This window comes from Pseudomonas silesiensis (assembly GCF_001661075.1).
Classification (GTDB): domain Bacteria; phylum Pseudomonadota; class Gammaproteobacteria; order Pseudomonadales; family Pseudomonadaceae; genus Aquipseudomonas; species Aquipseudomonas silesiensis.
This window is the reverse complement of sequence record NZ_CP014870.1, coordinates 6,236,665-6,259,403: the sequence shown is the minus strand read 5'-3', so window position 1 is coordinate 6,259,403 and position 22,739 is coordinate 6,236,665. Positions and strand designations below refer to the sequence as shown.

The following is a 22,739-nucleotide window of genomic DNA, read 5'->3' as shown; positions in this document are numbered from 1 at the left end:
AAGTCTTCCTTAAATATGCCGAACATCCGTATCGCGTCTGTGGGTATTCCATCCCCCTGTCGCTAGCCAAGCATAAAACAAAGGAAACGCCCATGAGCGCCAGCACCACTGCAACCCTGCGTCATGACTGGTCTTTGGCTGAAGTCAAAGCACTCTTCGTTCAGCCATTCAATGACCTGTTGTTCCAGGCGCAGACGGTGCACCGCGCGCATTTCGACGCTAACCGGGTCCAGGTTTCGACGCTGCTGTCGATCAAGACCGGTGCCTGCCCGGAAGATTGCAAATATTGTCCGCAGTCCGGTCACTACAACACCGGCCTGGAAAAAGAAAAACTGATGGAAGTGCAGAAGGTCCTCGAAGAGGCCGCTCGCGCCAAGGCCATCGGCTCGACCCGTTTCTGCATGGGCGCTGCCTGGAAGCACCCGTCGGCCAAAGACATGCCGTACGTGCTGGAAATGGTCAAGGGTGTGAAAGCCATGGGCCTGGAAACCTGCATGACCCTCGGTCGCCTGGATCAGGACCAGACCGAAGCGCTGGCCCAGGCTGGCCTCGACTACTACAACCACAACCTCGACACCTCGCCGGAATTCTACGGCAGCATCATCACCACCCGAACCTACAGCGAGCGCCTGCAAACCCTGGCCTACGTGCGTGAATCGGGGATGAAGATCTGCTCCGGTGGCATCCTCGGCATGGGTGAGTCGCTTGACGACCGCGCCAACCTGCTGATCCAGCTGGCCAACCTGCCGGAGCATCCGGAGTCGGTCCCGATCAACATGTTGGTGAAGGTTGCCGGCACGCCGCTGGAAAATGCTGACGATATTGACCCGTTCGACTTCATCCGCATGCTCGCCGTAGCCCGTATCCTGATGCCGCAATCCCACGTGCGCCTGTCCGCTGGCCGCGAAGCCATGAACGAGCAGATGCAGGCCCTGGCGTTCTTCGCCGGCGCCAACTCGATTTTCTACGGTGAGAAACTGCTGACCACCGCCAACCCGCAGGCCGACAAGGACATGCAACTGTTCTCGCGCCTGGGCATCCTGCCGGAAGCGCGCGAAGAGCACGCCGACGAGGTGCATCAGGCGGCGATCGAGCAGGCTTTGATTGAGCAGAAGAGCAGCGAGCAGTTTTATAACGCGGCTGTCTGACCACACAACGATACTTCTGATTGAAATGCAAAACCCTGTGGGAGCGAGCTTGCTCGCGATGACGGAGTGACATTCAACATTGATGTTGATTGAGCCGCCGCTATCGCGAGCAAGCTCGCTCCCACAGGAGATAGTGCAATTTTCGCATTCTGTGATCTGACACCCGAGGCCTGCATGTCTTTCGATCTCGCCGCACGCCTTGCTGCCCGTCGTGCCGAAAACCTTTATCGCCATCGCCCCCTGCTCGAAAGCCCTCAAGGCCCGGAAGTGGTGGTCGATGGGCAGCCGTTGCTGGCGTTCTGTAACAACGATTACCTGGGCCTGGCCAATCATCCGCAAGTGATCGAAGCCTGGCGCGCCGGAGCGACCCGTTGGGGCGTCGGCGGTGGGGCATCGCACTTGGTTATCGGGCACAGCAGCCCGCATCACGCGCTGGAAGAAGCGCTGGCGGACCTGACCGGTCGCCCGCGTGCGCTGTTGTTTACCACCGGCTACATGGCCAACCTTGGCGCGGTCACCGCACTGGTGGGGCAGGGCGATACGGTACTTGAAGACCGGCTCAATCACGCCTCCTTGCTGGATGCGGGCCTGCTGTCCGGTGCGCGCTTCAATCGCTATTTGCATAACGATGCGGCGAGCCTGGCCAATCGCCTTGAGAAGGCCACCGGTAACACGCTGGTCGTCACCGACGGTGTGTTCAGCATGGACGGCGACATCGCCGATCTGCCGGCGCTGGCCCGGGAAGCCAAGGCCAAAGGCGCGTGGCTGATGGTCGATGACGCCCACGGTTTTGGTCCGCTGGGCGCCAATGGCGGCGGGATCGTCGAGCATTTCGGCCTGAGCCAGGATGAAGTGCCGGTACTGGTCGGCACCCTCGGCAAGGCGTTCGGTACGGCCGGTGCTTTTGTGGCCGGCAGTGAAGAGTTGATCGAGACGCTGATCCAGTTCGCCCGCCCCTATATTTACACCACCAGCCAGCCACCGGCCCTCGCCTGCGCAACCTTGAAAAGCCTGGAGCTGCTGCGCAGCGAACACTGGCGACGTGAGCATCTGAACACGCTGATCCGCCAGTTCCGCCAGGGTGCCGAGCAGATTGGCCTGGAATTGATGGACAGCTTCACGCCGATCCAGCCGATCATGATCGGCGACGCCGGGCGCGCGGTTCGACTGTCGCAGATGCTGCGCGAACGCGGGCTGATGGTGACGGCGATTCGTCCGCCGACCGTGCCCGCCGGCAGCGCCCGCCTGCGCGTGACCCTGAGCGCTGCCCACAGTGAGGCGCAAGTGCAGCTATTGTTGAATGGATTGGCCGATTGTTTTCAACAACTGGGACCGGAGCCAAGCCATGCGTAATCACCTGATTCTCCTGCCCGGCTGGGGCCTGGGGATTTCACCGCTGGAGCCTTTGGCCGCGGCATTGCAGGGGCTGGATGAACACTTGCGGGTCGAGATCGAGCCGTTGCCGGAACTGGAATCGAGCGATCTTGAAGAATGGCTCGATGAGCTGGATTCGACCGTGCCTCAGGACGCCTGGCTGGGTGGCTGGTCCCTCGGCGGTATGCTCGCCTCCGAGTTGGCGGCCCGACGCGGCGATCGTTGCTGCGGCTTGCTGACCCTGGCGAGCAATCCTTCGTTTGTCGCCCATGAGCAATGGCCGAGTGCGATGCCCGGTGAGACCTTCGACGCGTTTCTGGCCGGCTGCAAGGCAGAACCGCGCATGACCTTGAAACGCTTTTCGCTGCTCTGCGCCCAGGGTTCTGCAGACCCGCGCGGGTTATCGAGGCTGTTGCTCGGTGGCGCGCCGCATACCACGGCATCGGTGTCGATAAACGGCCTGGAAGTGCTCGCGCAACTGGATACCCGTCAAGCGCTGCAAACATTCCGCGGTCCGCAATTGCACCTGTTCGCCGGTCTCGACGGGCTGGTCCCGGCCGAAGCCGCGCAAGACCTGCTGAAGTTGCTGCCGGATGTGGAAATCGGCCTGATCGAACGGGCCGGCCACGCGTTTTTTGTGGAAGACCCCCATGGTGTGGCGGGGGCGATCCAGGCCTTTTTCCATGAGTTCAGCGATGACTGATTTATCCTTTCCCGACCTGCCCGGCGGCTTGCCTGACAAGCGCCAGGTGGCGGCCTCCTTTTCCCGCGCAGCGGCGAGTTATGACAGCGTTGCCGAATTGCAGCGCGATGTCGGCAGCCAGTTGATGAGTCGCTTGCCGGAAGACTTCGTACCGGGTCGCTGGCTGGACCTGGGGTGCGGTACCGGACACTTCAGCCGGACGTTGAACGAGCGTTTTCCTGCCAGCCACGGCGTGGCGCTGGACATCGCCGAAGGCATGCTCGATCACGCCCGGCCATTGGGTGGCGCCACGCATTTCATCGCCGGGGATGCCGAGCGCCTGCCATTGCAGGCTTCGACCTGCGATTTGATCTTCTCCAGCCTGGCGGTGCAGTGGTGCGCAGACTTCGCTTCGGTGCTCAGTGAGGCGCATCGAGTGCTGAAACCTGGCGGAATTTTCGCATTTGCTAGTCTGTGCGTGGGGACGCTGTACGAATTGCGAGACAGTTGGCGTGAGGTGGACGGCATGGTGCACGTCAATCGCTTCCGTGAGTTCGGGGTTTATCAACAGCTTTGCGCGGGCAGCGGACTGACCATCGCGACGCTGCAAACCCGGCCCCATGTGTTGCATTACCCGGATGTGCGCAGCCTGACCCATGAACTCAAGGCGCTGGGTGCGCACAACCTGAACCCAGGTCGGCCGGGCGGCTTGACTGGCAGAGCGCGAATCCTCGGCTTGATCGAGGCCTATGAGCAGTTTCGTCAGGCCGAAGGTCTGCCGGCGACTTATCAAGTGGTGTACGCCGTTTTGGAGAAACCCGTATGAGTGCAGCCTATTTCATCACCGGCACTGACACCGATATCGGCAAGACCACCGTTGCCGCCGGGCTGCTGCACGCCGCGCGGTTGGCGGGCTTGAGTACGGCGGCGGGCAAGCCGGTGGCCTCTGGCTGCGATGTCACGCCCAAGGGCTTGCGCAATGCCGACGCACTGGCGCTGATGGCGCAATGCTCGGTGCCTTTGACGTATGCCCAGGTCAATCCAATGGCATTCGAACCGCCGATCGCGCCGCATCTGGCGGCGCGGGAGGCGGGTGTGGCCCTGACAGTGCAATCACTGTTGGAGCCGATGCGGGAGATCCTCGACCTGCAGGCTGACTTCACCCTGATCGAAGGCGCTGGCGGCTGGCGCGTGCCCCTGGCGGATCAGGACAACCTGTCGGATCTGGCGATCGCGCTGGACCTGCCGGTGATTCTGGTGGTCGGCGTGCGCCTGGGTTGCATCAATCATGCGCTGCTGACGGCCGAGGCGATTGCGCGAGACGGTCTGCAATTGGCGGGGTGGGTGGCCAATATCATCGATTCGAAAACCGCGCGCCTGGAGGAGAACCTGGCGACACTCGCCGAGCGAATCCCGGCGCCATGCCTTGGACGCGTGCCTAAAATGAAACTGGTGACGGCCGAAGCGGTGGCCGGGCATCTGCAGTTGGATCTGCTGGACTGAGGCTGAGGGCTGCACCTCGCTGAATCCACCTGCCAACGCCGCGATCATTCGCGGCGTTTTTCTGCGTAAGTCCTTACCCCTCAACTAATCTTTTCTCATGACCAATGGATTCCATCGACGCCATTGCGTGGCTTCGCGCCCGCCATTTCCCATGGTCTGATGACGAACGGCAAAAGATCGGCGCTTGACAAGGTTTGGTGGTAAACGTATGTTTCAAACAACTGTTTGACCGTCACAACAAATCAACGCGGTCGCTCATTCCCGGTTACATCAGCAGAGGTTTATCGCTATGCCTGACTACAAGGCCCCCTTGCGTGATATTCGCTTCGTTCGTGACGAACTGCTTAGCTACGAAGCGCACTATCAGAGCCTTCCGGCTTGTGCAGACGCAACTCCGGACATGGTTGACGCCATTCTCGAAGAAGGCGCCAAGTTTTGTGAGCAGGTACTGGCTCCGCTGAACCGCGTGGGTGACACCGAAGGCTGCACCTGGAGCGAGTCCGGCGTTAAAACCCCGACTGGCTTTAAAGAAGCCTACAAACAATTCGTCGAAGGCGGCTGGCCAAGCCTGGCCCACGACGTGGAGCACGGTGGTCAAGGCCTGCCGGAGTCTTTGGGGCTGGCAGTCAGCGAAATGGTTGGCGAGGCCAACTGGTCGTGGGGCATGTACCCGGGCCTTTCCCACGGCGCGATGAACACCATTTCCGAACACGGCACGCCTGAGCAGCAAGAGGCTTACCTGACCAAACTGGTGTCCGGCGAATGGACCGGCACCATGTGCCTGACCGAACCGCACTGCGGCACCGACCTGGGCATGCTGCGCACCAAGGCCGACCCTCAGGCCGACGGTTCCTACAAAGTCTCCGGCACCAAAATCTTCATCTCGGCCGGTGAACACGACATGGCCGACAACATCGTCCACATCGTGCTGGCACGTCTGCCGGATGCACCGGCCGGCACCAAAGGCATTTCGCTGTTCATCGTGCCGAAATTCCTGCCGAACGCAGACGGCTCGATCGGCGCTCGTAACGCGGTGACCTGTGGTTCCCTGGAACACAAGATGGGCATCCACGGCAACGCCACCTGCGTGATGAACTTTGATGCAGCCACCGGTTACCTGATCGGCCCGGCGAACAAAGGCCTGAACTGCATGTTCACCTTCATGAACACCGCACGTCTGGGCACCGCGCTGCAAGGTCTGGCACACGCCGAGATCGGCTTCCAGGGCGGCCTGAAATACGCTCGCGATCGCCTGCAAATGCGCTCCCTGACGGGCCCTAAAGCGCCGGAAAAGGCCGCTGACCCGATCATCGTGCACCCGGATGTACGTCGCATGCTGTTGACCATGAAGGCGTTCGCCGAAGGCAACCGTGCGATGGTTTACTTCACTGCGAAACAAGTCGACATCGTCAAATATGGCGTGGACGAAGAAGAGAAGAAAAAAGCCGACGCCCTGTTGGCGTTCATGACGCCGATCGCCAAAGCCTTCATGACTGAAGTCGGTTTCGAGTCCGCCAACCACGGCGTGCAAATCTACGGCGGTCACGGCTTCATCGCCGAGTGGGGCATGGAGCAGAACGTTCGCGACAGCCGCATTTCGATGCTGTACGAAGGCACCACCGGGATCCAGGCACTCGACCTGCTGGGCCGCAAAGTGCTGATGACTCAAGGCGAGGCTCTGAAAGGCTTCACCAAGATCGTCCACAAGTTCTGCCAGACCAACGAAGGCAACGAAGCGGTCAAAGAGTTCGTCGAGCCTTTAGCGGCGCTGAACAAAGAGTGGGGCGAGCTGACCATGAAGGTCGGTATGGCGGCCATGAAAGATCGCGAAGAAGTCGGCGCGGCATCCGTGGACTACCTGATGTACTCCGGTTACGCCTGCCTGGCTTACTTCTGGGCTGACATGGCGCGCCTGGCCGCTGAAAAACTGGCTGCGGGCACTTCCGAAGAGGCGTTCTACACCGCCAAGTTGCAGACCGCACGGTTCTACTTCCAGCGGATCCTGCCGCGTACCCGCACTCACGTGGCAACCATGCTGTCGGGCGCCAGCAACCTGATGGACATGAAAGAAGAAGACTTCGCACTGGGCTACTAAGCCTTACGCGGTTCTTCACAAGGCCGCTGCTTCTTCGGGAGCAGCGGCCTTTTTTTGTGCCCCCTGTAGGAGCCGGCTTGCCGGCGAACCAGACGGCGCGGTGAGTCGGATGCGCCGCTTCGCTCGCAAAATCTGGCCCACACTCCAGAGCACGAAAGTCGCCGCTACGGAATGAGTGATGATCGCGCATTCAGCGCCTGGACTGTGATTGTAGGGCCTGGCGGACAGCAGTAGCTTTGAGCCATCTGCTGCCGGAGAAACAACCATGCCTGAGTACAAAGCTCCCCTGCGCGACATGCGCTTTCTGATCGACCATGTCTTCGACTTTCACCGCCACTACACCGCGTTGGGCGCCACCGATGCCAGCCCGGACATGGTCAATGCGATCCTCGAAGAAGGCGCAAGATTCTGTGAGAACGTGCTCGCACCGCTCAATCGCAGCGGTGACGAAGAAGGCTGCCATTTCGACAACGGCGTGGTGACGACGCCTGCAGGGTTCAAGCAGGCATTCGCACAATACGTCGAAGGCGGGTGGCATGGTCTGGCAGCGGATCCGACCTACGGCGGCCAGGGCCTGCCCGGCTCCCTGGGCCTGGTCATCAGTGAAATGGTCGGCTCCAGCAACACGTCCTGGGGCATGTACCCGGGGCTGACACACGGCGCGATGTCGGCGATCCACGCGCACGGTACGCCAGCGCAAAAGCAGACCTACCTGAGCAAACTCACCGCCGGCCAATGGACCGGCACCATGTGTCTGACCGAGGCCCATTGCGGCACAGACCTGGGCATCATCAAGACCCGCGCCGTGCCTGCGGCCGACGGCAGTTACGCGATCACCGGCAGCAAGATTTTCATCTCCGCCGGCGAGCACGACATGAGCGATAACATCATTCACCTGGTGCTGGCGAAGCTGCCGGAGGCACCCGCGGGGACCAAAGGCATTTCGCTGTTTATCGTGCCCAAGTTCCTGCCCGATGCCCAAGGCGAGGCGGGCGAGCGCAACGGGGTGTCCTGCGGTTCGATCGAACACAAGATGGGCATCAAGGCCTCGGCCACCTGCGTGCTGAACTTCGACGGGGCCAAGGGCTTCTTGATCGGTGAGCCGAACAAGGGCCTGAACTGCATGTTCACCATGATGAACCATGCGCGCCTTGGCACCGGAATGCAGGGGTTGTGCCTGGGAGAGGCCAGTTTCCAGGGCGCCATCCAGTACGCCAATGACCGTCTGCAGATGCGCTCGCTGACCGGCCCGAAAGCACCGGAGAAAGTCGCCGACCCGATCATCGTTCATCCTGATGTGCGCCGGATGTTGCTGACCATGAAAGCCTTCAACGAAGGCAATCGGGCGCTGACCTACTTCACCGCGCAATGGCTGGATACCGCGCATCTGAGCCCGGACGCTGGCGCACGGCAAGAGGCCGAAGACGTGTTGGCGTTCCTGACGCCGATCTGCAAAGCCTTCATGACCGACACGGGCCTGGAGGTGACCAACCACGGCATGCAGGTGTTCGGTGGTCACGGTTTCATTCGTGAATGGGGTATGGAACAGTTGGTCCGCGACTGCCGGATCGCGCCGATATACGAGGGCACCAACGGTATTCAGGCGCTGGACTTGCTCGGCCGGAAGGTGCTCGGTAGCCAAGGCAAGCTGCTGCGCGGCTTCACCAGAATCGTCCACAAGTTCTGCGCCGCCAACGCTGGGCATCCGCAGCTCGCCAGCTATGTGGCGCAGCTCAACGAGCTGAATCAACAGTGGGGCGAGTTGACCGTCAAAGTCGGCATGGCGGCGATGAAAAATCCGGATGAGGTGGGAGCTGCATCGGTGGATTATTTGATGTACAGCGGTTACATCATCCTTGGTTATCTGTGGCTGCGTATGGCAGTGGTGGCACAGTCGCAAATCGACGTTGGTGGCGCCGATGCCGATTACTGCAGGGGGAAACTGGCGACCAACGAGTTTTACTTCAAGCGATTGTTGCCACGCACCGCCGCGCATCGGGCCGCCATCGCGGCGGGTAGCGATTGTCTGATGCAGCTGCCGGCGGAGTTGTTCGCGCTTTAAATGCAGGAGCGAGCTTGCTCCGGGCGGCGTTCCGACGAAGGATCCAAGAGCGCCGCGTTTATGTAGGAGCGAGCTTGCTCGCGAAGGACTCAAGGGCACCGCGGTTATCCAGTAAGCACGCGTTATCGTTAACGACCATCGCGAGCAAGCTCGCTCCTACAGTGGTGACTAAAAATCACAATATAGTCACAAGCTGACCCTATGTGTCGCAAAAGTTGTTGAGGTACACTCGAACCCAACGAAAACATCATCCCTACGACTCACCTGTTTAGATCTTGCGAGGTTTGCCATGGCTGACTACAAAGCGCCCCTGCGCGATATGCGCTTCGTCCTCAATGAAGTATTCGAGGTCGCCAGACTCTGGGCCGAACTGCCGGCGCTGGCCGAGACCGTGGATGCCGAAACCGTCGAAGCCATTCTCGAAGAAGCCGGCAAGGTCACCAGCAAAAGCATCGCGCCGCTGAGTCGTGCGGCTGACGAAGAAGGCTGCCACTGGGCGGACGGTGCCGTCACCACCCCGGCCGGTTTCCCACAGGCTTACCAGACTTACGCGCAAGGCGGTTGGGTGGGAGTCGGTGGCGATCCGGCCTACGGTGGCATGGGCATGCCCAAGGCGGTCTCGGCCCAGGTCGAGGAAATGGTCAACTCCGCCAGCCTGTCGTTCGGCCTGTACCCGATGCTGACCGCCGGCGCCTGCCTGTCGATCAACGCCCACGCCAGTGACGAGCTGAAAGCCGCCTACCTGCCAAACATGTACGCCGGGGTCTGGGCCGGTTCCATGTGCCTGACCGAGCCGCATGCCGGGACCGACCTGGGGATTATCCGCACCAAGGCCGAGCCTCAGGCCGACGGTTCCTACAAGGTCAGCGGCACCAAGATCTTCATCACCGGCGGTGAACACGACCTGACCGAGAACATCATCCACCTGGTACTGGCCAAACTGCCGGACGCACCGGCCGGGCCGAAAGGCATTTCGCTGTTCCTGGTGCCCAAGTACAGGGTCAATGCCGATGGCAGCCTAGGCGCGCGCAACCCGGCCAACTGTGGTTCGATCGAACACAAGATGGGCATCCAGGGTTCCTCGACCTGTGTGATGAACTTCGACGAAGCCGTGGGTTACCTGGTCGGCGAGCCAAACAAGGGCCTGGCGGCGATGTTCACCATGATGAACTACGAACGCCTGGGCGTCGGCATCCAGGGCCTGGCCAGCGGCGAGCGCTCCTACCAGAACGCCGTGGAATACGCCCGCGATCGACTGCAAAGCCGGTCGCCGACCGGCGCGCAGAATCAGGACAAGGTCGCCGACCCGATCATCGTCCACCCGGACGTGCGGCGCATGTTGCTGACCATGAAAGCCTCGAACGAAGGCGGCCGGGCCTTCTCGACCTACGTGGCGATGCAACTGGACACCGCCAAGTTCAGCGAAGACGCCACCACCCGCAAACGCGCGGAAGATCTGGTGGCCTTGCTGACCCCCGTAGCCAAGGCATTCCTCACCGATCTCGGCCTGGAAACCACGGTGCACGGCCAGCAGGTGTTCGGCGGCCACGGCTACATCCGCGAATGGGGCCAGGAGCAACTGGTGCGTGACGTGCGCATCACCCAGATCTACGAAGGCACCAACGGCATTCAGGCACTGGACCTGGTCGGCCGCAAGATCGTCGGTACGGGCGGTGCGTTCTACAACCTGTTCGCCGACGAAATCCGCCATTTCACCGCGACCGCCAGCCCGGAGCTGGCCGAGTTCACCCAGCCACTGAATGACGCCGTGACCACCCTCGACGAGTTGACCGCCTGGCTGCTCGACCGGGCGAAAAACAACCCGAACGAAATCGGCGCCGCATCGGTCGAGTACCTGCAAACCTTCGGTTACGTGGCCTACGCCTACATGTGGGCACTGATGGCCAAGGCGGCCCTGGGTAAAGAAGCGCAGGACGATTTCTACGCCAGCAAACTGGGCACAGCGCGGTTCTATTTCGCCCGTCTGCTGCCACGTATTCACTCGTTGAGCGCCTCGGTGAAGGCCGGTAGCGAATCGCTGTTCCTGCTGGACGCAGCCCAGTTCTGATTATGTAACGCCATGTAAGCAATCTCTTACAATGCGTGATGCTGTTTTCCCATAGTCGAAGATTGGATCCACAGCTAATCTACTGCTTATGGACGTCGCGCAGGAAGCGCAAAGCAACAACACGGACACGTAGGATTCTGCCAGGACGGCGGAGTGAAATGGATGTCAGGGAAACAGTCTGCAAAGCCCCGCTTCGGCGGGGTTTTCTTTGGTCTGCAGAAAAGTATTCAGCTCAGCTCGTCAAGGGGTCGAGTTGTTCAAGCGGCTCGAGTTGTTCAAGCGACTATCCGGCCCGTTCATCACCTCCTCCAGCAACGTCCGCAACAACCCCAGCGAGGCTTGTTGACGCTGCACATCCCGACAGACCAATCCGACCTTCAGCGGCACCCGCGGCTCGGTCAGCGGTTTCCATAGCAGTCCGTTATTCCCCAGTGCCTTCTGCGAGCGTCCCGGAAGGACAGTCGCCAGTCGGGTGTGGGGCAGGCTGTCGAGAATCCCCGCCATGTTGTTCAGTTCGGCCTGCACTTGCGGACGTCGTCCCAGGCTGGCCAGTTGCGTCTGCCAGATCTGGCGCACCTGGAACTCTTCACCCAGTAGCAACATCGGCAACCCGGCGGCCTGACTCATGGACACCTTCTTGAATTCGCGCAACGGATGGTCCGCCGGGATGACCAGGGTCAGTTCGTCTTCGTAAAGGAGTACACCGTGCAGGCCTGGCTGACGGGGCGGCAAATAGCTGATGCCGATATCCAGCGAACCGTTGAGCAGCCGTCGCTCGATTTCCAGCCCCGTCAGTTCATAGATCTGTACCACCAGATGCGGCTGCGCCTTGCGCACGCGTTCGAGCATCTGCGGCACCAGGCTGGTATGAACGGTCTGCAACACGCCAATGGCCAGGGTCCGCAGTGCCTGTCCCTTGAAATTACCCAAGGCTTCGCGCGCCCGTTGCAGGCCATCGAGCAACGGCAGGGCGTGGTTGTACAGCGTGTGGGCGGCCAGGGTTGGCAGCAGGCGTTTGCTGCTGCGTTCGAACAGGCTCACATCGAGGTTCTGTTCGAGGTGGCGAATCTGCTGGGACAGCGCCGGCTGGGAGATTGAAAGTCGCTCGGCGGCCCGGCCCACGTGGCCCTCTTCATAGACCGCGACGAAATAACGCAGTTGCTTGAAATCCATAAGTAATGCTTATCGAAAATGCTGTGAAATCGAAATGGTTCAACGCCTTGTCTGAGCCTAGTCTAACCGCATTCACAGGGCTTACAGGGCCATAGAGCGCGATGAATACCGTTTATATCGATGGTGTTTACATAGGTAAGACAAAAAACCTCACACGAGGTTTGAGCAGATGAATTTGTTCAATTTGCGGCGCAGTCCACCGAGTCTCGATGACCTGGCCGTTGACGACCACCTACCGTCCAAGGGCGACAACCTTTCCAGCGAGTGCCTGATGCCCAGTGTCGACCGGCCGAAACAGATTTTTGTGCGCGGCCAGGGTTCCTGGTTGTGGGACAGCGATCAACGCGCGTATCTGGATTTCACCCAGGGTGGGGGCGCCAATAGCCTCGGACACAGCCCTTCGGCATTGGTCAATGCCCTCGCGGCGCAAGCCCGGTTGCTGATCAACCCCGGTTTCGGCCTGCATAACCGCGGCATGCTCAACCTCGCCCAGCGATTGTGCGCCAGTACCGGCAGTGATCAGGCGTACCTGCTCAACAGTGGCAGTGAAGCCTGCGAAGCCGCGATCAAACTGGCACGCAAGTGGGGGCAGCGGCATCGCGGTGGTGCCTCGCGAATCATCGTTGCCAATAACGGTTGCCACGGGCGTAGTCTCGCGACGATATCGGCGTCGGACAGTGCCAGCCTGATCAATCGATTCGAGCCGCAACTGCCAGGCTTCAGTCACGTTCCGTTCAATGATCTTGCGGCGCTGCATGCGGCCGTGGATGCCCGGACTGTGGCAATCATGCTCGAGCCGATCCAGAGCGAAGCCGGGGTGATTCCGGCCACCGTGCAGTATCTCAAGGGGGTCGAGCGGCTGTGCCGGGAACTGGGCATCCTGCTGATCCTTGACGAAGTGCAAACCGGTGTCGGTCGCTGCGGCACGCTGCTTGCCGAACAGTCTTACGGAGTGCAGGCCGATATCGTCGTCCTCGGCAAAGGCCTCGGCGGGGGCGTGCCATTGGCGGCGTTGCTGGCGCGGGGCAAGGCCTGCTGTTTCGATGTCGGCGAGCTGACGGGGACCCATCATGGTAATGCGTTGATGACGGCTGCCGGTCTTGCCGTGCTCGACAGTGTGCAGGACAAGGCTTTTCTCGAGCATGTCGGGGAAACCGGCCAGCACCTGCACGAAGGCCTGGCTCGATTGGCTCATCGCTACGGCCATGGCGAAATACGCGGGCAGGGGCTGCTTTGGGGGCTGACGTTATCTGACGATTCGGCGGATGCCGTCGTCAAGGCTGCGCTGTACGAAGGCCTGCTGATCAACGCCCCGCAGCCCGATTGCCTGCGCTTTACCCCGGCCCTCACGGTCAGCAAGGCCAATATCGACGAAATGCTCCTGCGCCTGGCGCGTGCCTTCTCCCGTGTGCGCACCGCGCAACTGCAGTGCCGCAAAGGGATTGCCGTCTGATCAGACCCGGTCCCGCACGAATTCCCGAACCGTCTCGCGGTATAACGCATCGCCCCATGCCTGATTTTTTTGGTGTGGGGCGTTTTTTTGTCGGCAGCCTTTGCCATCATGGTTCGATGCCCGGACCGTAACGATACTGAACCCTGACGAACGGTATGGGTCGATAAGGTGTAGGCTCACACGAGCCAACTTCAACCAGGAGCTGCCCCATGGACTTTATTCGAATCATCATCGCCATTCTGTTGCCGCCACTGGGTGTGTTCCTGCAGGTCGGTTTCGCTGGCGCGTTCTGGCTGAATATTCTGCTGACGTTGTGCGGTTATATTCCGGGGATCGTGCATGCGGTGTACATCATTGCCAAGCGCTGAGTTCATCGGCGTCAGATAGATCGCCTTCGCGGGCAAGCCCGCTCCCACAGGGATCAGCGTCGTACACAATTCTGTGTTCCACCGACGTTCACTGTGGGAGCGGGCTTGCCCGCGAATGAGGCGCCACCATTCCGGCACTGGGCACGGATGTCAGTCCGCGACCGCCATCACCCGCCGATAAAACAACCACTCCTGCTCCAGCGCATGGGCTTGATTACCAGCCTTGCGGAAGCCATGGCGTTCGTCCGCGTAATAATGCGCTTCAACCAGAATGCCGTTTTTCTGCAACGCCTCGACCATGTCGCGGGTCTGTTGCGGCACCACCACGGCATCCAGTTCACCTTGGAAGAAAATCACCGGGACACTGATGTTGCCCGCGTGCAGCAGCGGCGTTCGTGCGGCGTAACGTTCGGCGTCCACGACCGGATCACCGATCAACCAATCCAGGTAGTCACCTTCGAACTTGTGGGTCGCATGGCCGAGCGCGACAGGGTCGCTGACGCCATACAGGCTGGCACCGGCGCGGAAGACCTTGTGGAAGGCCAGTGCGCAAAGAGTGGTGTAGCCGCCCGCGCTGCCACCGCGAATAAACGCCTTGTCACCGTCGATCAACCCGCGCTCGGCGAGATAACTGACAACCGCGCAAGCATCTTCGACATCGACATCGCCCCAGCTCAAATGCAGCGCCTGGCGATAAGCCCGACCGTAGCCGCTGCTGCCGCGGTAATTGAGGTCGGCCACGGCGAAGCCCCGTTGTGCCCAGTACTGGATACGCGGGTCGAGCATCGGGTAGCAGGCCGAGGTCGGGCCGCCGTGGATGAACACCACGAGGGGTGGTTTCGCCTCCCCGCTCATCGCCGGGTAGAAGAAGCCATGGGCTTGGCCTGAGCCGCTCGGATAGCGCAGGGTTTGCGGCAGGCTGATCTGCCCGGCAGGCAATGGCGCGGCACCGCCGGCCAGCACCTTGACCTGGCGGGTGCCGCGGTCGATGGCAATCACCGCCGCAGGGCTGACCGGCGAGGCGGCGATGCAGTAAATGAACTGCTCGTCCAGGGCGAGATGGCGGAAGCGGCTGTAGTCGCCGGTGAAATCCTCGCTCTTGTCACCGCCAACCCCCAGCCGGCCAAAACCGCCTTCGGTCCAGCTTGCCAGATAGCGGCCTTCGCCCAATGGCAACCAGGTGCATCCGCCCAGCTGCCAGGGTGCCGGCCCATGGTCGGCGGCGGCGCTGGGCAGAGGACTCAGGCCAGCGCCCGACTCCATCCAGGGTTGCCAATAGCCAGCGCGATCGGTCAGGCAAAACAGCCGGCCGCCAGCATCGAACCGAGGCTGTTGCAGCGACTCCTGAACGCCATCGCCGGCCACGCAACGCGGCGGCGCATAACCGCCATCGGCCTGGCGTTCGGCAACCATCAGGCGGGTCGCGGTCCATGGCTGTTCCGGGCGGCGCCATTCGATCCAGGCCAGGCGGCGGGCATCCGGGCTCAGGGTCGGTGCGGCGTAAAAATCCGCACCTTCGGCCAGCACATGTCGGGCCCCGTCCAGCAGGTCTATGGCGACCAGACGATGCCGGTCACGGTTCTCTTCAACCGCCAGAATCCGGCCGTCGGCGAACTGCAGATCGCCGTAGCGGCACTCGTTTGAAGTCAGCGCCTCAGGCTCGCCGGTGAGCGACTGTCGATACAGCTGCTGGTCGGCCTCGTTGACGAAAACGATCCCGTCGTCGGTCAGGCAAAACGCGCCGCCGCCGTATTCGTACACTCGACTGCGCACACTGAAACCCGGCGGCGTCAGGCAATGGGCCTGGCCGTCGCGCCACTGCCAGATGCGGCAGGCGGCATCTTCGGGGCGGTACTCGTTCCAGAACAGGCCATGCCGCCCGAGCTGCAATTCGGCAAAGTCGACACCGGCGGCGACGGCTCTGGCGGCGCTGAAGGGTTCAGCTTTTGGCGATGAGGCGTGAATTTCGTTCATTGCGAAAGGCCAGTTGTTCGATGGTCTGGGTCGCGTGCTCGGCTTCTTCGCGGGCCTTGAGGATCACGCCGTGATGGTGCGACTTGCTGCACACCGGATCAGCGTTGCTTGCGTCGCCGGTGAGCATGAACGCCTGGCAGCGGCAGCCGCCGAAGTCTTTTTCTTTCTCGTCGCAGGAGCGGCACGGCTCGGGCATCCAGTCGTAACCGCGAAAGCGGTTGAAGCCGAACGAGTCGTACCAGATGTGCTGCATGCTGTGGTCGCGCACATTGGGAAACTGCACCGGCAGCTGTCGGGCGCCGTGGCACGGCAGGGCGGTTCCGTCCGGTGTAACGGTCAGAAAAATACTGCCCCAACCGTTCATGCAGGCTTTCGGGCGTTCTTCATAGTAGTCCGGGGTGACGAAAATCAGCTTGCACGGATGCCCTTCGGCTTCCAGCCTGGCGCGGTATTCGTTGGTGATACGTTCGGCCCGGACCAGTTGTTCCTTGGTGGGCAACAGGCCGACCCGATTGAGCTGCGCCCAACCGTAAAACTGGCAGGTGGCGAGTTCGACGAAGTCGGCTTCAAGGGCGATGCACAGCTCGATGATGCGATCGATCTTGTCGATGTTGTGCCGGTGGGTGACGAAGTTCAACACCATCGGATAGCCGTGGGCTTTCACCGCGCGGGCCATTTCCAGTTTCTGCGCGAAGGCTTTTTTCGAACCGGCCAGCAGGTTGTTCACTTGCTCGTCGCTGGCCTGGAAGCTGATCTGGATGTGGTCCAGGCCGGCCTTCTTGAAGTCGCTGATTTTCTGCTCGGTGAGGCCGATGCCCGAGGTGATCAGGTTGGTGTAGAAGCCCAGCTTGCGCGCTTCGGCGATCAGCTCGGCGAGGTCCTGGCGCACCAGCGGTTCGCCCCCGGAAAACCCCAACTGCGCCGCGCCCATTTCCCGTGCTTCGCGGAACACCTTGATCCACTGTTCGGTGCTCAGTTCCTTGCCTTGCTCGGCAAAATCCAGCGGGTTGGAGCAGTACGGGCATTGCAGCGGGCAGCGATACGTCAGCTCGGCCAGCAGCCACAGCGGCAGGCCGATTTGCGGTTTGGGCGGTAATTTGTCTGACACGGAATCAGGCAAGTTCGATCCAGTGCTGAGCACGGGCGACCTCCATGAATTGCTCGATGTCGTCACCGAGCTCGGACACGCCGGGGAATTGCGCGTCCAGTTCGGCAATGATCGCCGCGACATTGCGCTGGCCGTCGATCAGGCCGCCGATCAACGCGGCACTTTCATTGAGTTTGATCATGCCTTCCGGATAGAGCAACACATGGCCTTTCTGCGCCGGTTCGTACTGGAAGCGGTAGCCGGTACGCCAGGTCGGGGTCTTGCTGCGGTCGAAACTCATAGGGTGATTCCTTTATGCCAGACCCGTTGCCCGGTCACGCTGTGATACGGCGGTCGGTTCAGTTCGTAGGCCATGCTCATGGCATCGAGCATGCTCCAAAGAATGTCCAGTTTGAACTGGAGAATTTCCAGCATGCGCTCCTGGCCTTCCCGGGTCTTGTAGTGCTCGAGCGTGATCGCCAGACCATGTTCGACATCCCGGCGCGCCTGACCCAGGCGGGTGCGGAAATACTCGTAGCCAGCCGGGTCGATCCATGGGTAATGCTGCGGCCAGCTGTCGAGGCGCGATTGGTGGATCTGCGGTGCGAACAGTTCGGTCAGCGAGCTGCTGGCAGCTTCCTGCCAACTGGCCCGGCGGGCGAAGTTGACGTAGGCGTCCACGGCGAAACGCACGCCGGGCAGCACCAGCTCCTGGGAGCGCAATTGATCCGGGTCGAGGCCGACGGCCTGGCCCAGGCGCAGCCAGGCTTCGATGCCGCCGTCTTCGCCGGGGGCACCGTCGTGGTCCAGCAGGCGTTGAATCCACTCGCGGCGGATCTCGCGGTCCGGGCAGTTGGCGAGGATGGCGGCGTCCTTCAGGGGAATGTTCACCTGATAGTAGAAGCGGTTGGCGACCCAGCCCTGGATCTGCTCGCGGGTCGCCCGGCCTTCATACATCGCCACGTGATAGGGGTGGTAGATGTGGTAATAGGCGCCCTTTGCCCGCAGGGCTGCCTCGAATTCGGCGGGGGACATTGGGGTGTCAGTCATTGGGGGTCTCCGGGAAAAACTTCGGTGTCTGGTCTGGCCCCTTCGCTGGCAAGCCAGCTCCCACAGGTTTTGCGTACACCGTCAAACCTTGTGGGAGCGGGCTTGCCCGCGATAGACCGCGAAGCGGTCTCGGCGTCTTACAGCACAATACTCATGCCGTCGTAGGCCACTTCAACCTTGCGCCGAGCGAGCTCCGCACGCTCCGGCGAATCCTCATCGAGAATCGGGTTGGTGTTGTTGATGTGAATAAGTACTTTGCGCGGCTTGGGCAGTTGCTCCAGCACTTCCAGCATTCCGCCGGGGCCGTTCTGCGCCAGGTGGCCCATTTCCCGGCCGGTGCGAGTACCCACGCCTCGACGCTGCATTTCGTCGTCGTCCCACATCGTTCCGTCCACCAGCAGGCAATCGCTGCCGGCCATGATTTCCAGCAGCGGCGCATCGACCTTGCCCAGGCCGGGGGCATAGAACAGCTTGCCGCCGGTGTTCAGGTCTTCGACGATCAGGCCGATGTTGTCGCCCGGGTGCGGGTCGAAGCGGTGCGGTGAATAGGGTGGCGCGGCGCTACGCAGGGGCAGCGGGGTAAAGCGCAGGCTCGGGCAGGCCGGGATGGTGAAGCTGCGGTCGAGTTCGACGCGGTTCCAGTTCAGCCCGCCATTCCAGTGGGTCAGCATGGTGAACAACGGAAAGCCGGTAGTCAGGTCTTCGTGGACCATGTCGGTGCACCAGACCTGATGCGGGCACCCTTCGCGCAGGCTGAGCAGGCCGGTGGTGTGGTCGATCTGGCTGTCCATCAGGATGATGGCGCTGATCCCGGTATCGCGCAGGGCGCGGCCCGGTTGCATGGGCGCGAAGCTCTGGAGCTGGGCGCGGATGTCTGGCGAGGCATTGCACAGCACCCAGTTCACGCCGTCATCGGAAATCGCGATGGACGACTGGGTCCGTGCCTTGGCCCGCAGGCTGCCGTCACGAAAACCTGCGCAATTCGCGCAATTGCAGTTCCACTGGGGGAAGCCTCCGCCAGCGGCGGAACCTAGAATCTGGACGAACATGGCTGCTCCATCATTTCTACACTGAAAATAAAAACGCCTCGGCGAACCGAGGCGTTGCACATCATTCTCCACCTAAACGGCAGAACTTAGCGGCTTGCGAAGTACATGGTGACTTCGAAGCCGATACGCAGGTCGATGTAAGCAGGTTTGGACCAGGACATGGAATGCTCCTTTCAGGTAGATGGGACAGCTGATACCTATACATATAGTCCACCTCCAGTCGGAGATGTTCAGATAGTTAGGCGGCTATGTTACTCAAAATTTCAGAAAGATTGGCCGCGAATCTTTGAGAAAGCTAATTGCAGCACCGGTAATGATCATTTTGCCGCTTGCCAAGGCCCGCCTGGCGCCGCGCTGGTGGCCAGGCAGCGCCAGCCACCGTCGGCCTTGTTCAATCGCAGGGCGGCATCGAGCAAGGCGGCGCGGTCAATCCTCAAAATCGCCTCGGGTAGCTGGATCAGATAATCCGACGAGTGGCCGGCCAGTTTGCTTTGCCACAACAATTCGGCGGCCTGGGCGACGGGCAGCGCGGTGCTGACGAATTGGTCGGCCAAGGCCTGGCGTTGGGCGGCGAAGGCCAAGTCATCGATGTCATCGATCATCCCCGGCAATTCGTTCAGGAATTGTTCGATGTGACCCAGCAGGTCTACCGGCGCCACGCTGGGTGACTGCACGCCAAATAATAGCCCGGTCTGCCCATGAATCTGGCGCAAGCCGCTGAATACGGCGTAGCCCAGTTGCAGCTCTACTCGCAGGCGCTGGTAAAAGGGGGTCTGGCACAGGTGAGCGAGCAAGCGCCAGGCGGCTTCGTCGGCGATATCCCAGGTTGCGGTGGGGCAGAAGAGCAATAGCGCATGCTCGCTGGAGCCGGTGTCGATGCAGTGCCAGAGGCGCTGTGAGCTAATCGATGACAGTGGCGTCAGTTGATTGTCCGGGCGGCCCGGTACACGGCTCAAGGCCAGGCCCATCGCCGCTTGTGTTTGGGTGGACAGGCCGGTCGCCAGGCCATCCCAGCGCGCATTTGCCCAAAGCTGCTGCCAATCGTCCGATTCGGTAGTGGGCTCAAGGCAGTGCTCAGGCAATGCCTTGAGCAGCTGTCGAATCGGCATCAGCGGGGCGGTTGTCGCGCTCGTGTGTGAGACCGCGATATCAGCCTTTGTCAGTTCTTTCAGCGCATGCTCGAGGACTGCCGGCATCGGTTCCTGCAGCCCGGTCATTTTCAGCAGCCGTTCGTTGCCCGAAGTGCTGAGAGAACATTCGACACCCGCCTGACGAGCATCATCGCGCAAGGGTTGCAGGCGCTTTTCCAGTACGGATTGAAGGCTGCTGCAAGGCGCCGAGTCCAGGCGCCAACGCAGGTAGACGGCGCCTTCCGCGGTGTTATCCGGCAATGCCTGGCTGAAGTGCATTGGCGAGTGTTCGCGCCGACTGCGCGTGCGATCCTGGGCAAAGGTTCGCAGGCCACGGTGTTTGCTGGTCTGGCCGCGGATCAGCCCAGCACTCGTTGCTGGAGGTTGCGCACGTAGAAACGGGTTGGCTGTCGGCAATTGCCAATGGCTGCTGAAGTTATCCACAGCGCCCATTTGCTGGAGGATTTCCTTCAGGGCGATCACACCCTCGTCGGACAAGCCGGTCTCAAGCTGCTCGCTGTCCAGTCGGGCCAGCTGCAGGGCTGAGCTGACTTGCTGCTGGCGTCGCATCAGGGCGGCGTATTCTTCGCGCAGTGCGCTCCAGTCTTGCCCGGACGCAAAAAAGCCCAGCCAGTCCAGCACCTGCTCTTGGATCCCGGCAGGGACTGCAGTGGGCAAGGTGAATTCGATGTGCAGCAACGCTTGCCCGGCGAACCGGTACAGCGGCGTGGCTTTCAAGCTGTCAGCCATCCCGCTGGCGCGCAATGTCGCGAGCAGCCCCCCGGGTTTTGCCGAGTTCAACCCATGGCACAGGAATGCCAAGGCTTGCGCCGATGAAGGGGGCAGCGCTTCGAAGGCGAACAACAAGTCCAGCCGACCCTCGCCGGCCTGTTGATAACTATTGGCTGAAGACTCCATCAGCGGCACAGGGGGGAGTTGCGGGATTTTTTTCCCTGATGAGAGGACAGCGCCAACGCTTTGAGCCATCGACTTCAACTCATCGATACTTTGCGGCCCCACCAGGCTCAGCGTCATCTGCCCGGTCTGATAAAACCGTTGATGGAAATCCTTCAGCGCCTGCTGAAACTCAGTCTGCGGCAGCGGCAAGCTGTAGCGATTGCCCGCATGAAACGCGCGCAACGGGTGAGCGGCTGAAACGCCATCAAACAGCGAAAATTGCTGCCGGGCTGCGGCATCCCGGGACCAGGCGACAAACTCTGCGTGCAGCACTTCCCGTTCCCGCCGCTGATCGTCCAGATTCATACGCGGATGGGCGAGCATGTCTGACAGACGCTCCAGCCCTGCGCTAATCGCCTGGGGGGGCACTTCAAAAAAGAAGTCGGTGGTGCGTTCACAGGTTTGCGCGTTCACCTGCCCGCCGTGACCTTGTACGTAGGCCATCAGGCCTTGACCCGCAGGAAAACGCTCGGTGCCGAGGAACAACAGGTGTTCAAGAAAGTGCGCCAGGCCAGGCCAGGCCAGCGGCACGTCATGGCTGCCCGCGTCGACGCGCAATGCCGCAGCGCAACGCTTCAAATCGGGAGCATGACGCAACGTCACCCGCAGGCCGTTGGCCAGGGTTTCAGTGTGAAGGCGGGGGTGATTCAGCGCAGGCATGAGCACTTCCAGATCAGAGAAGCGCTAATGCTAGCGGATCAGGGGGCGTTCTCAATGAGTTTCCACACTGCGGTGGGGAAACTCATCGAGAACGTCGCCAAGTGGATCAGCGCTTGTGCAGGTCGCCGTAGAGTTCGGGGCGGCGATCGAGAAGGTAGCGATTGGCGGCGCGGGAATCGACCATCAACTGGCGATCCAGCTCGCCGACGATCAGTGCTTCATCGAGGCCGGCCTGGGCAATGCGGCTGCCATCCGGCGCGGCGATACTGCTCTGGCCGCAGTAGTGGATGTCGCCTTCGTGTCCGCAGTAGTTGGCATAGGCCACATAACACTGGTTTTCGAAGGCCCGGGCGCGGACGGTGACGTCGGCGATAAAGTCGTAGGGAATCATGTTCGCCGTGGGCACCAGAATCAGCTCGGCACCGGCCAGGGCCAGGCGCCGGGCATTCTCCGGAAATTCCAGGTCGTAACAGATCAAAAAACCAAGCTTCCAGCCGTTGAGCTCAACCAGGGGCAAATCATCCTTGCCTGCGCTGAACATCGAGCGATCGAGATCGCCGAACAGATGTGTCTTGCGGTAGTTGCACAGGCGTTCGCCATGGGCGTCGATCAACTGCACGGCGTTGTAGATCTGTCCGTCTTCAGTGCGCTCGGGGTAGCCATACAGAATGGCAATCCCCGCCGTCTTGGCAATGCGCGCAATCTGCTGCGCCGACTCCCCGTTGTACACCTCCGCCAGCACACTGACCGCATCGAGGCCGATGTTGTAGCCGGTCAGGAACATCTCCGGCAGCACCAGCAAGTCGGCGCCCTTGGCCTCCAGCGCCAGTTGATGCAGGCGTTGCAAATTGCCTGCAACGTCCAGGGGCAAGGGTGGACACTGGTAAAGAGCTACGCGCATTTCGG

General features: G+C 61.3%; 19 protein-coding genes. 10 read left to right on the top strand and 9 right to left on the bottom strand.

Annotation, left to right across the window (positions count from 1 at the left end; all coding sequences use genetic code 11):
- Positions 1 to 92 precede the first annotated feature (92 nt).
- The 8 genes from bioB (at position 93) to PMA3_RS27755 (ending at position 10,932) form a co-directional block, all read left to right on the top strand.
- Complete coding sequence (bioB, locus tag PMA3_RS27790) at positions 93 to 1,148, top strand: biotin synthase BioB (protein WP_064680136.1); 1,056 nt, start codon at positions 93 to 95, stop codon at positions 1,146 to 1,148.
- Positions 1,149 to 1,322: 174 nt separating this feature from the next.
- Complete coding sequence (gene bioF / locus PMA3_RS27785; protein ID WP_064680135.1) at positions 1,323 to 2,501, top strand: 8-amino-7-oxononanoate synthase; 1,179 nt, start codon at positions 1,323 to 1,325, stop codon at positions 2,499 to 2,501.
- A complete protein-coding gene (locus PMA3_RS27780; protein WP_064680134.1) occupies positions 2,494 to 3,225 on the top strand; it encodes an alpha/beta fold hydrolase in 732 nt (243 codons plus the stop codon). The genes bioF and PMA3_RS27780 overlap by 8 nt, the downstream gene beginning before the upstream one ends.
- Positions 3,218 to 4,030, top strand: coding sequence for a malonyl-ACP O-methyltransferase BioC (bioC, locus tag PMA3_RS27775; protein WP_064680133.1), 813 nt, complete (start codon positions 3,218 to 3,220; stop codon positions 4,028 to 4,030). Before PMA3_RS27780 ends, bioC begins: the two co-directional genes overlap by 8 nt.
- A complete protein-coding gene (bioD, locus tag PMA3_RS27770; protein WP_064680132.1) occupies positions 4,027 to 4,707 on the top strand; it encodes a dethiobiotin synthase in 681 nt (226 codons plus the stop codon). The genes bioC and bioD overlap by 4 nt, the downstream gene beginning before the upstream one ends.
- 289 nt (positions 4,708 to 4,996) lie before the next feature.
- Entirely contained in the window at positions 4,997 to 6,802 is a 1,806-nt protein-coding gene (locus PMA3_RS27765; RefSeq protein ID WP_064680131.1) for a phenylacyl-CoA dehydrogenase, read from the top strand.
- 265 nt (positions 6,803 to 7,067) lie between these two features.
- Entirely contained in the window at positions 7,068 to 8,864 is a 1,797-nt protein-coding gene (locus PMA3_RS27760) for an acyl-CoA dehydrogenase C-terminal domain-containing protein (protein WP_064680130.1), read from the top strand.
- A gap of 289 nt (positions 8,865 to 9,153) precedes the next feature.
- Positions 9,154 to 10,932, top strand: a complete 1,779-nt coding sequence (locus PMA3_RS27755) for an acyl-CoA dehydrogenase C-terminal domain-containing protein (protein WP_064680129.1) — start codon at positions 9,154 to 9,156, stop codon at positions 10,930 to 10,932.
- A gap of 240 nt (positions 10,933 to 11,172) precedes the next feature.
- On the opposite strand, the gene PMA3_RS27750 is transcribed toward PMA3_RS27755, so the two are convergent.
- Complete coding sequence (locus PMA3_RS27750; RefSeq protein ID WP_064680128.1) at positions 11,173 to 12,105, bottom strand: LysR family transcriptional regulator; 933 nt, start codon at positions 12,103 to 12,105, stop codon at positions 11,173 to 11,175.
- Positions 12,106 to 12,274: 169 nt separating this feature from the next.
- Between PMA3_RS27750 and PMA3_RS27745 the strand changes: the two genes are divergently transcribed.
- Together PMA3_RS27745 and PMA3_RS27740 are read left to right on the top strand one after the other, a co-directional pair.
- Positions 12,275 to 13,558: an aspartate aminotransferase family protein gene (locus tag PMA3_RS27745; protein WP_064680127.1), complete on the top strand. Its 1,284-nt coding sequence runs from the start codon at positions 12,275 to 12,277 to the stop codon at positions 13,556 to 13,558.
- A gap of 209 nt (positions 13,559 to 13,767) precedes the next feature.
- Positions 13,768 to 13,926, top strand: coding sequence for a YqaE/Pmp3 family membrane protein (locus tag PMA3_RS27740; protein ID WP_007904205.1), 159 nt, complete (start codon positions 13,768 to 13,770; stop codon positions 13,924 to 13,926).
- Between the two features lie 150 nt (positions 13,927 to 14,076).
- On the opposite strand, the gene PMA3_RS27735 is transcribed toward PMA3_RS27740, so the two are convergent.
- From PMA3_RS27735 to PMA3_RS27705, 8 genes are all read right to left on the bottom strand, one after another.
- Positions 14,077 to 15,900, bottom strand: a complete 1,824-nt coding sequence (locus tag PMA3_RS27735; protein WP_064680126.1) for a S9 family peptidase — start codon at positions 15,898 to 15,900, stop codon at positions 14,077 to 14,079.
- On the bottom strand, positions 15,866 to 17,008 hold the full coding sequence (pqqE, locus tag PMA3_RS27730) for a pyrroloquinoline quinone biosynthesis protein PqqE (RefSeq protein WP_162493659.1): 1,143 nt from the start codon (positions 17,006 to 17,008) through the stop codon (positions 15,866 to 15,868). Before pqqE ends, PMA3_RS27735 begins: the two co-directional genes overlap by 35 nt.
- A 4-nt stretch (positions 17,009 to 17,012) precedes the next feature.
- Positions 17,013 to 17,288: a pyrroloquinoline quinone biosynthesis peptide chaperone PqqD gene (gene pqqD, locus PMA3_RS27725; protein ID WP_064680124.1), complete on the bottom strand. Its 276-nt coding sequence runs from the start codon at positions 17,286 to 17,288 to the stop codon at positions 17,013 to 17,015.
- Positions 17,285 to 18,037 carry a pyrroloquinoline-quinone synthase PqqC gene (pqqC, locus tag PMA3_RS27720; RefSeq protein ID WP_064680123.1) on the bottom strand — a complete coding sequence of 251 codons (753 nt, stop codon included), beginning with the start codon at positions 18,035 to 18,037 and terminating at the stop codon, positions 17,285 to 17,287. Before pqqC ends, pqqD begins: the two co-directional genes overlap by 4 nt.
- A 137-nt stretch (positions 18,038 to 18,174) precedes the next feature.
- A complete protein-coding gene (pqqB, locus tag PMA3_RS27715; protein ID WP_064680122.1) occupies positions 18,175 to 19,086 on the bottom strand; it encodes a pyrroloquinoline quinone biosynthesis protein PqqB in 912 nt (303 codons plus the stop codon).
- Between the two features lie 86 nt (positions 19,087 to 19,172).
- The gene (gene pqqA / locus PMA3_RS31280; protein WP_003177660.1) at positions 19,173 to 19,247 is read right to left on the bottom strand and encodes a pyrroloquinoline quinone precursor peptide PqqA; all 75 of its coding nucleotides are present in this window, start codon (positions 19,245 to 19,247) and stop codon (positions 19,173 to 19,175) included.
- Between the two features lie 156 nt (positions 19,248 to 19,403).
- Positions 19,404 to 21,833 carry a pyrroloquinoline quinone biosynthesis protein PqqF gene (gene pqqF, locus PMA3_RS27710; RefSeq protein WP_064680121.1) on the bottom strand — a complete coding sequence of 810 codons (2,430 nt, stop codon included), beginning with the start codon at positions 21,831 to 21,833 and terminating at the stop codon, positions 19,404 to 19,406.
- 106 nt (positions 21,834 to 21,939) lie between these two features.
- Positions 21,940 to 22,734: a carbon-nitrogen hydrolase family protein gene (locus PMA3_RS27705; protein ID WP_064680120.1), complete on the bottom strand. Its 795-nt coding sequence runs from the start codon at positions 22,732 to 22,734 to the stop codon at positions 21,940 to 21,942.
- Between the last annotated feature and the right edge of the window lie 5 nt (positions 22,735 to 22,739).

What these genes read in the sequence shown, in the direction of transcription:
- bioB (WP_064680136.1), top strand. Translation starts at nt 93, where the DNA reads ATGAGCGCCAGCACCACTGCAACCCTGCGTCATGACTGGTCTTTGGCT.
- bioF (WP_064680135.1), top strand. Translation starts at nt 1,323, where the DNA reads ATGTCTTTCGATCTCGCCGCACGCCTTGCTGCCCGTCGTGCCGAAAAC.
- PMA3_RS27780 (WP_064680134.1), top strand. Translation starts at nt 2,494, where the DNA reads ATGCGTAATCACCTGATTCTCCTGCCCGGCTGGGGCCTGGGGATTTCA.
- bioC (WP_064680133.1), top strand. Translation starts at nt 3,218, where the DNA reads ATGACTGATTTATCCTTTCCCGACCTGCCCGGCGGCTTGCCTGACAAG.
- bioD (WP_064680132.1), top strand. Translation starts at nt 4,027, where the DNA reads ATGAGTGCAGCCTATTTCATCACCGGCACTGACACCGATATCGGCAAG.
- PMA3_RS27765 (WP_064680131.1), top strand. Translation starts at nt 4,997, where the DNA reads ATGCCTGACTACAAGGCCCCCTTGCGTGATATTCGCTTCGTTCGTGAC.
- PMA3_RS27760 (WP_064680130.1), top strand. Translation starts at nt 7,068, where the DNA reads ATGCCTGAGTACAAAGCTCCCCTGCGCGACATGCGCTTTCTGATCGAC.
- PMA3_RS27755 (WP_064680129.1), top strand. Translation starts at nt 9,154, where the DNA reads ATGGCTGACTACAAAGCGCCCCTGCGCGATATGCGCTTCGTCCTCAAT.
- PMA3_RS27750 (WP_064680128.1), bottom strand. Translation starts at nt 12,105, where the DNA reads ATGGATTTCAAGCAACTGCGTTATTTCGTCGCGGTCTATGAAGAGGGC.
- PMA3_RS27745 (WP_064680127.1), top strand. Translation starts at nt 12,275, where the DNA reads ATGAATTTGTTCAATTTGCGGCGCAGTCCACCGAGTCTCGATGACCTG.
- PMA3_RS27740 (WP_007904205.1), top strand. Translation starts at nt 13,768, where the DNA reads ATGGACTTTATTCGAATCATCATCGCCATTCTGTTGCCGCCACTGGGT.
- PMA3_RS27735 (WP_064680126.1), bottom strand. Translation starts at nt 15,900, where the DNA reads ATGAACGAAATTCACGCCTCATCGCCAAAAGCTGAACCCTTCAGCGCC.
- pqqD (WP_064680124.1), bottom strand. Translation starts at nt 17,288, where the DNA reads ATGAGTTTCGACCGCAGCAAGACCCCGACCTGGCGTACCGGCTACCGC.
- pqqC (WP_064680123.1), bottom strand. Translation starts at nt 18,037, where the DNA reads ATGACTGACACCCCAATGTCCCCCGCCGAATTCGAGGCAGCCCTGCGG.
- pqqB (WP_064680122.1), bottom strand. Translation starts at nt 19,086, where the DNA reads ATGTTCGTCCAGATTCTAGGTTCCGCCGCTGGCGGAGGCTTCCCCCAG.
- pqqF (WP_064680121.1), bottom strand. Translation starts at nt 21,833, where the DNA reads ATGCCTGCGCTGAATCACCCCCGCCTTCACACTGAAACCCTGGCCAAC.
- PMA3_RS27705 (WP_064680120.1), bottom strand. Translation starts at nt 22,734, where the DNA reads ATGCGCGTAGCTCTTTACCAGTGTCCACCCTTGCCCCTGGACGTTGCA.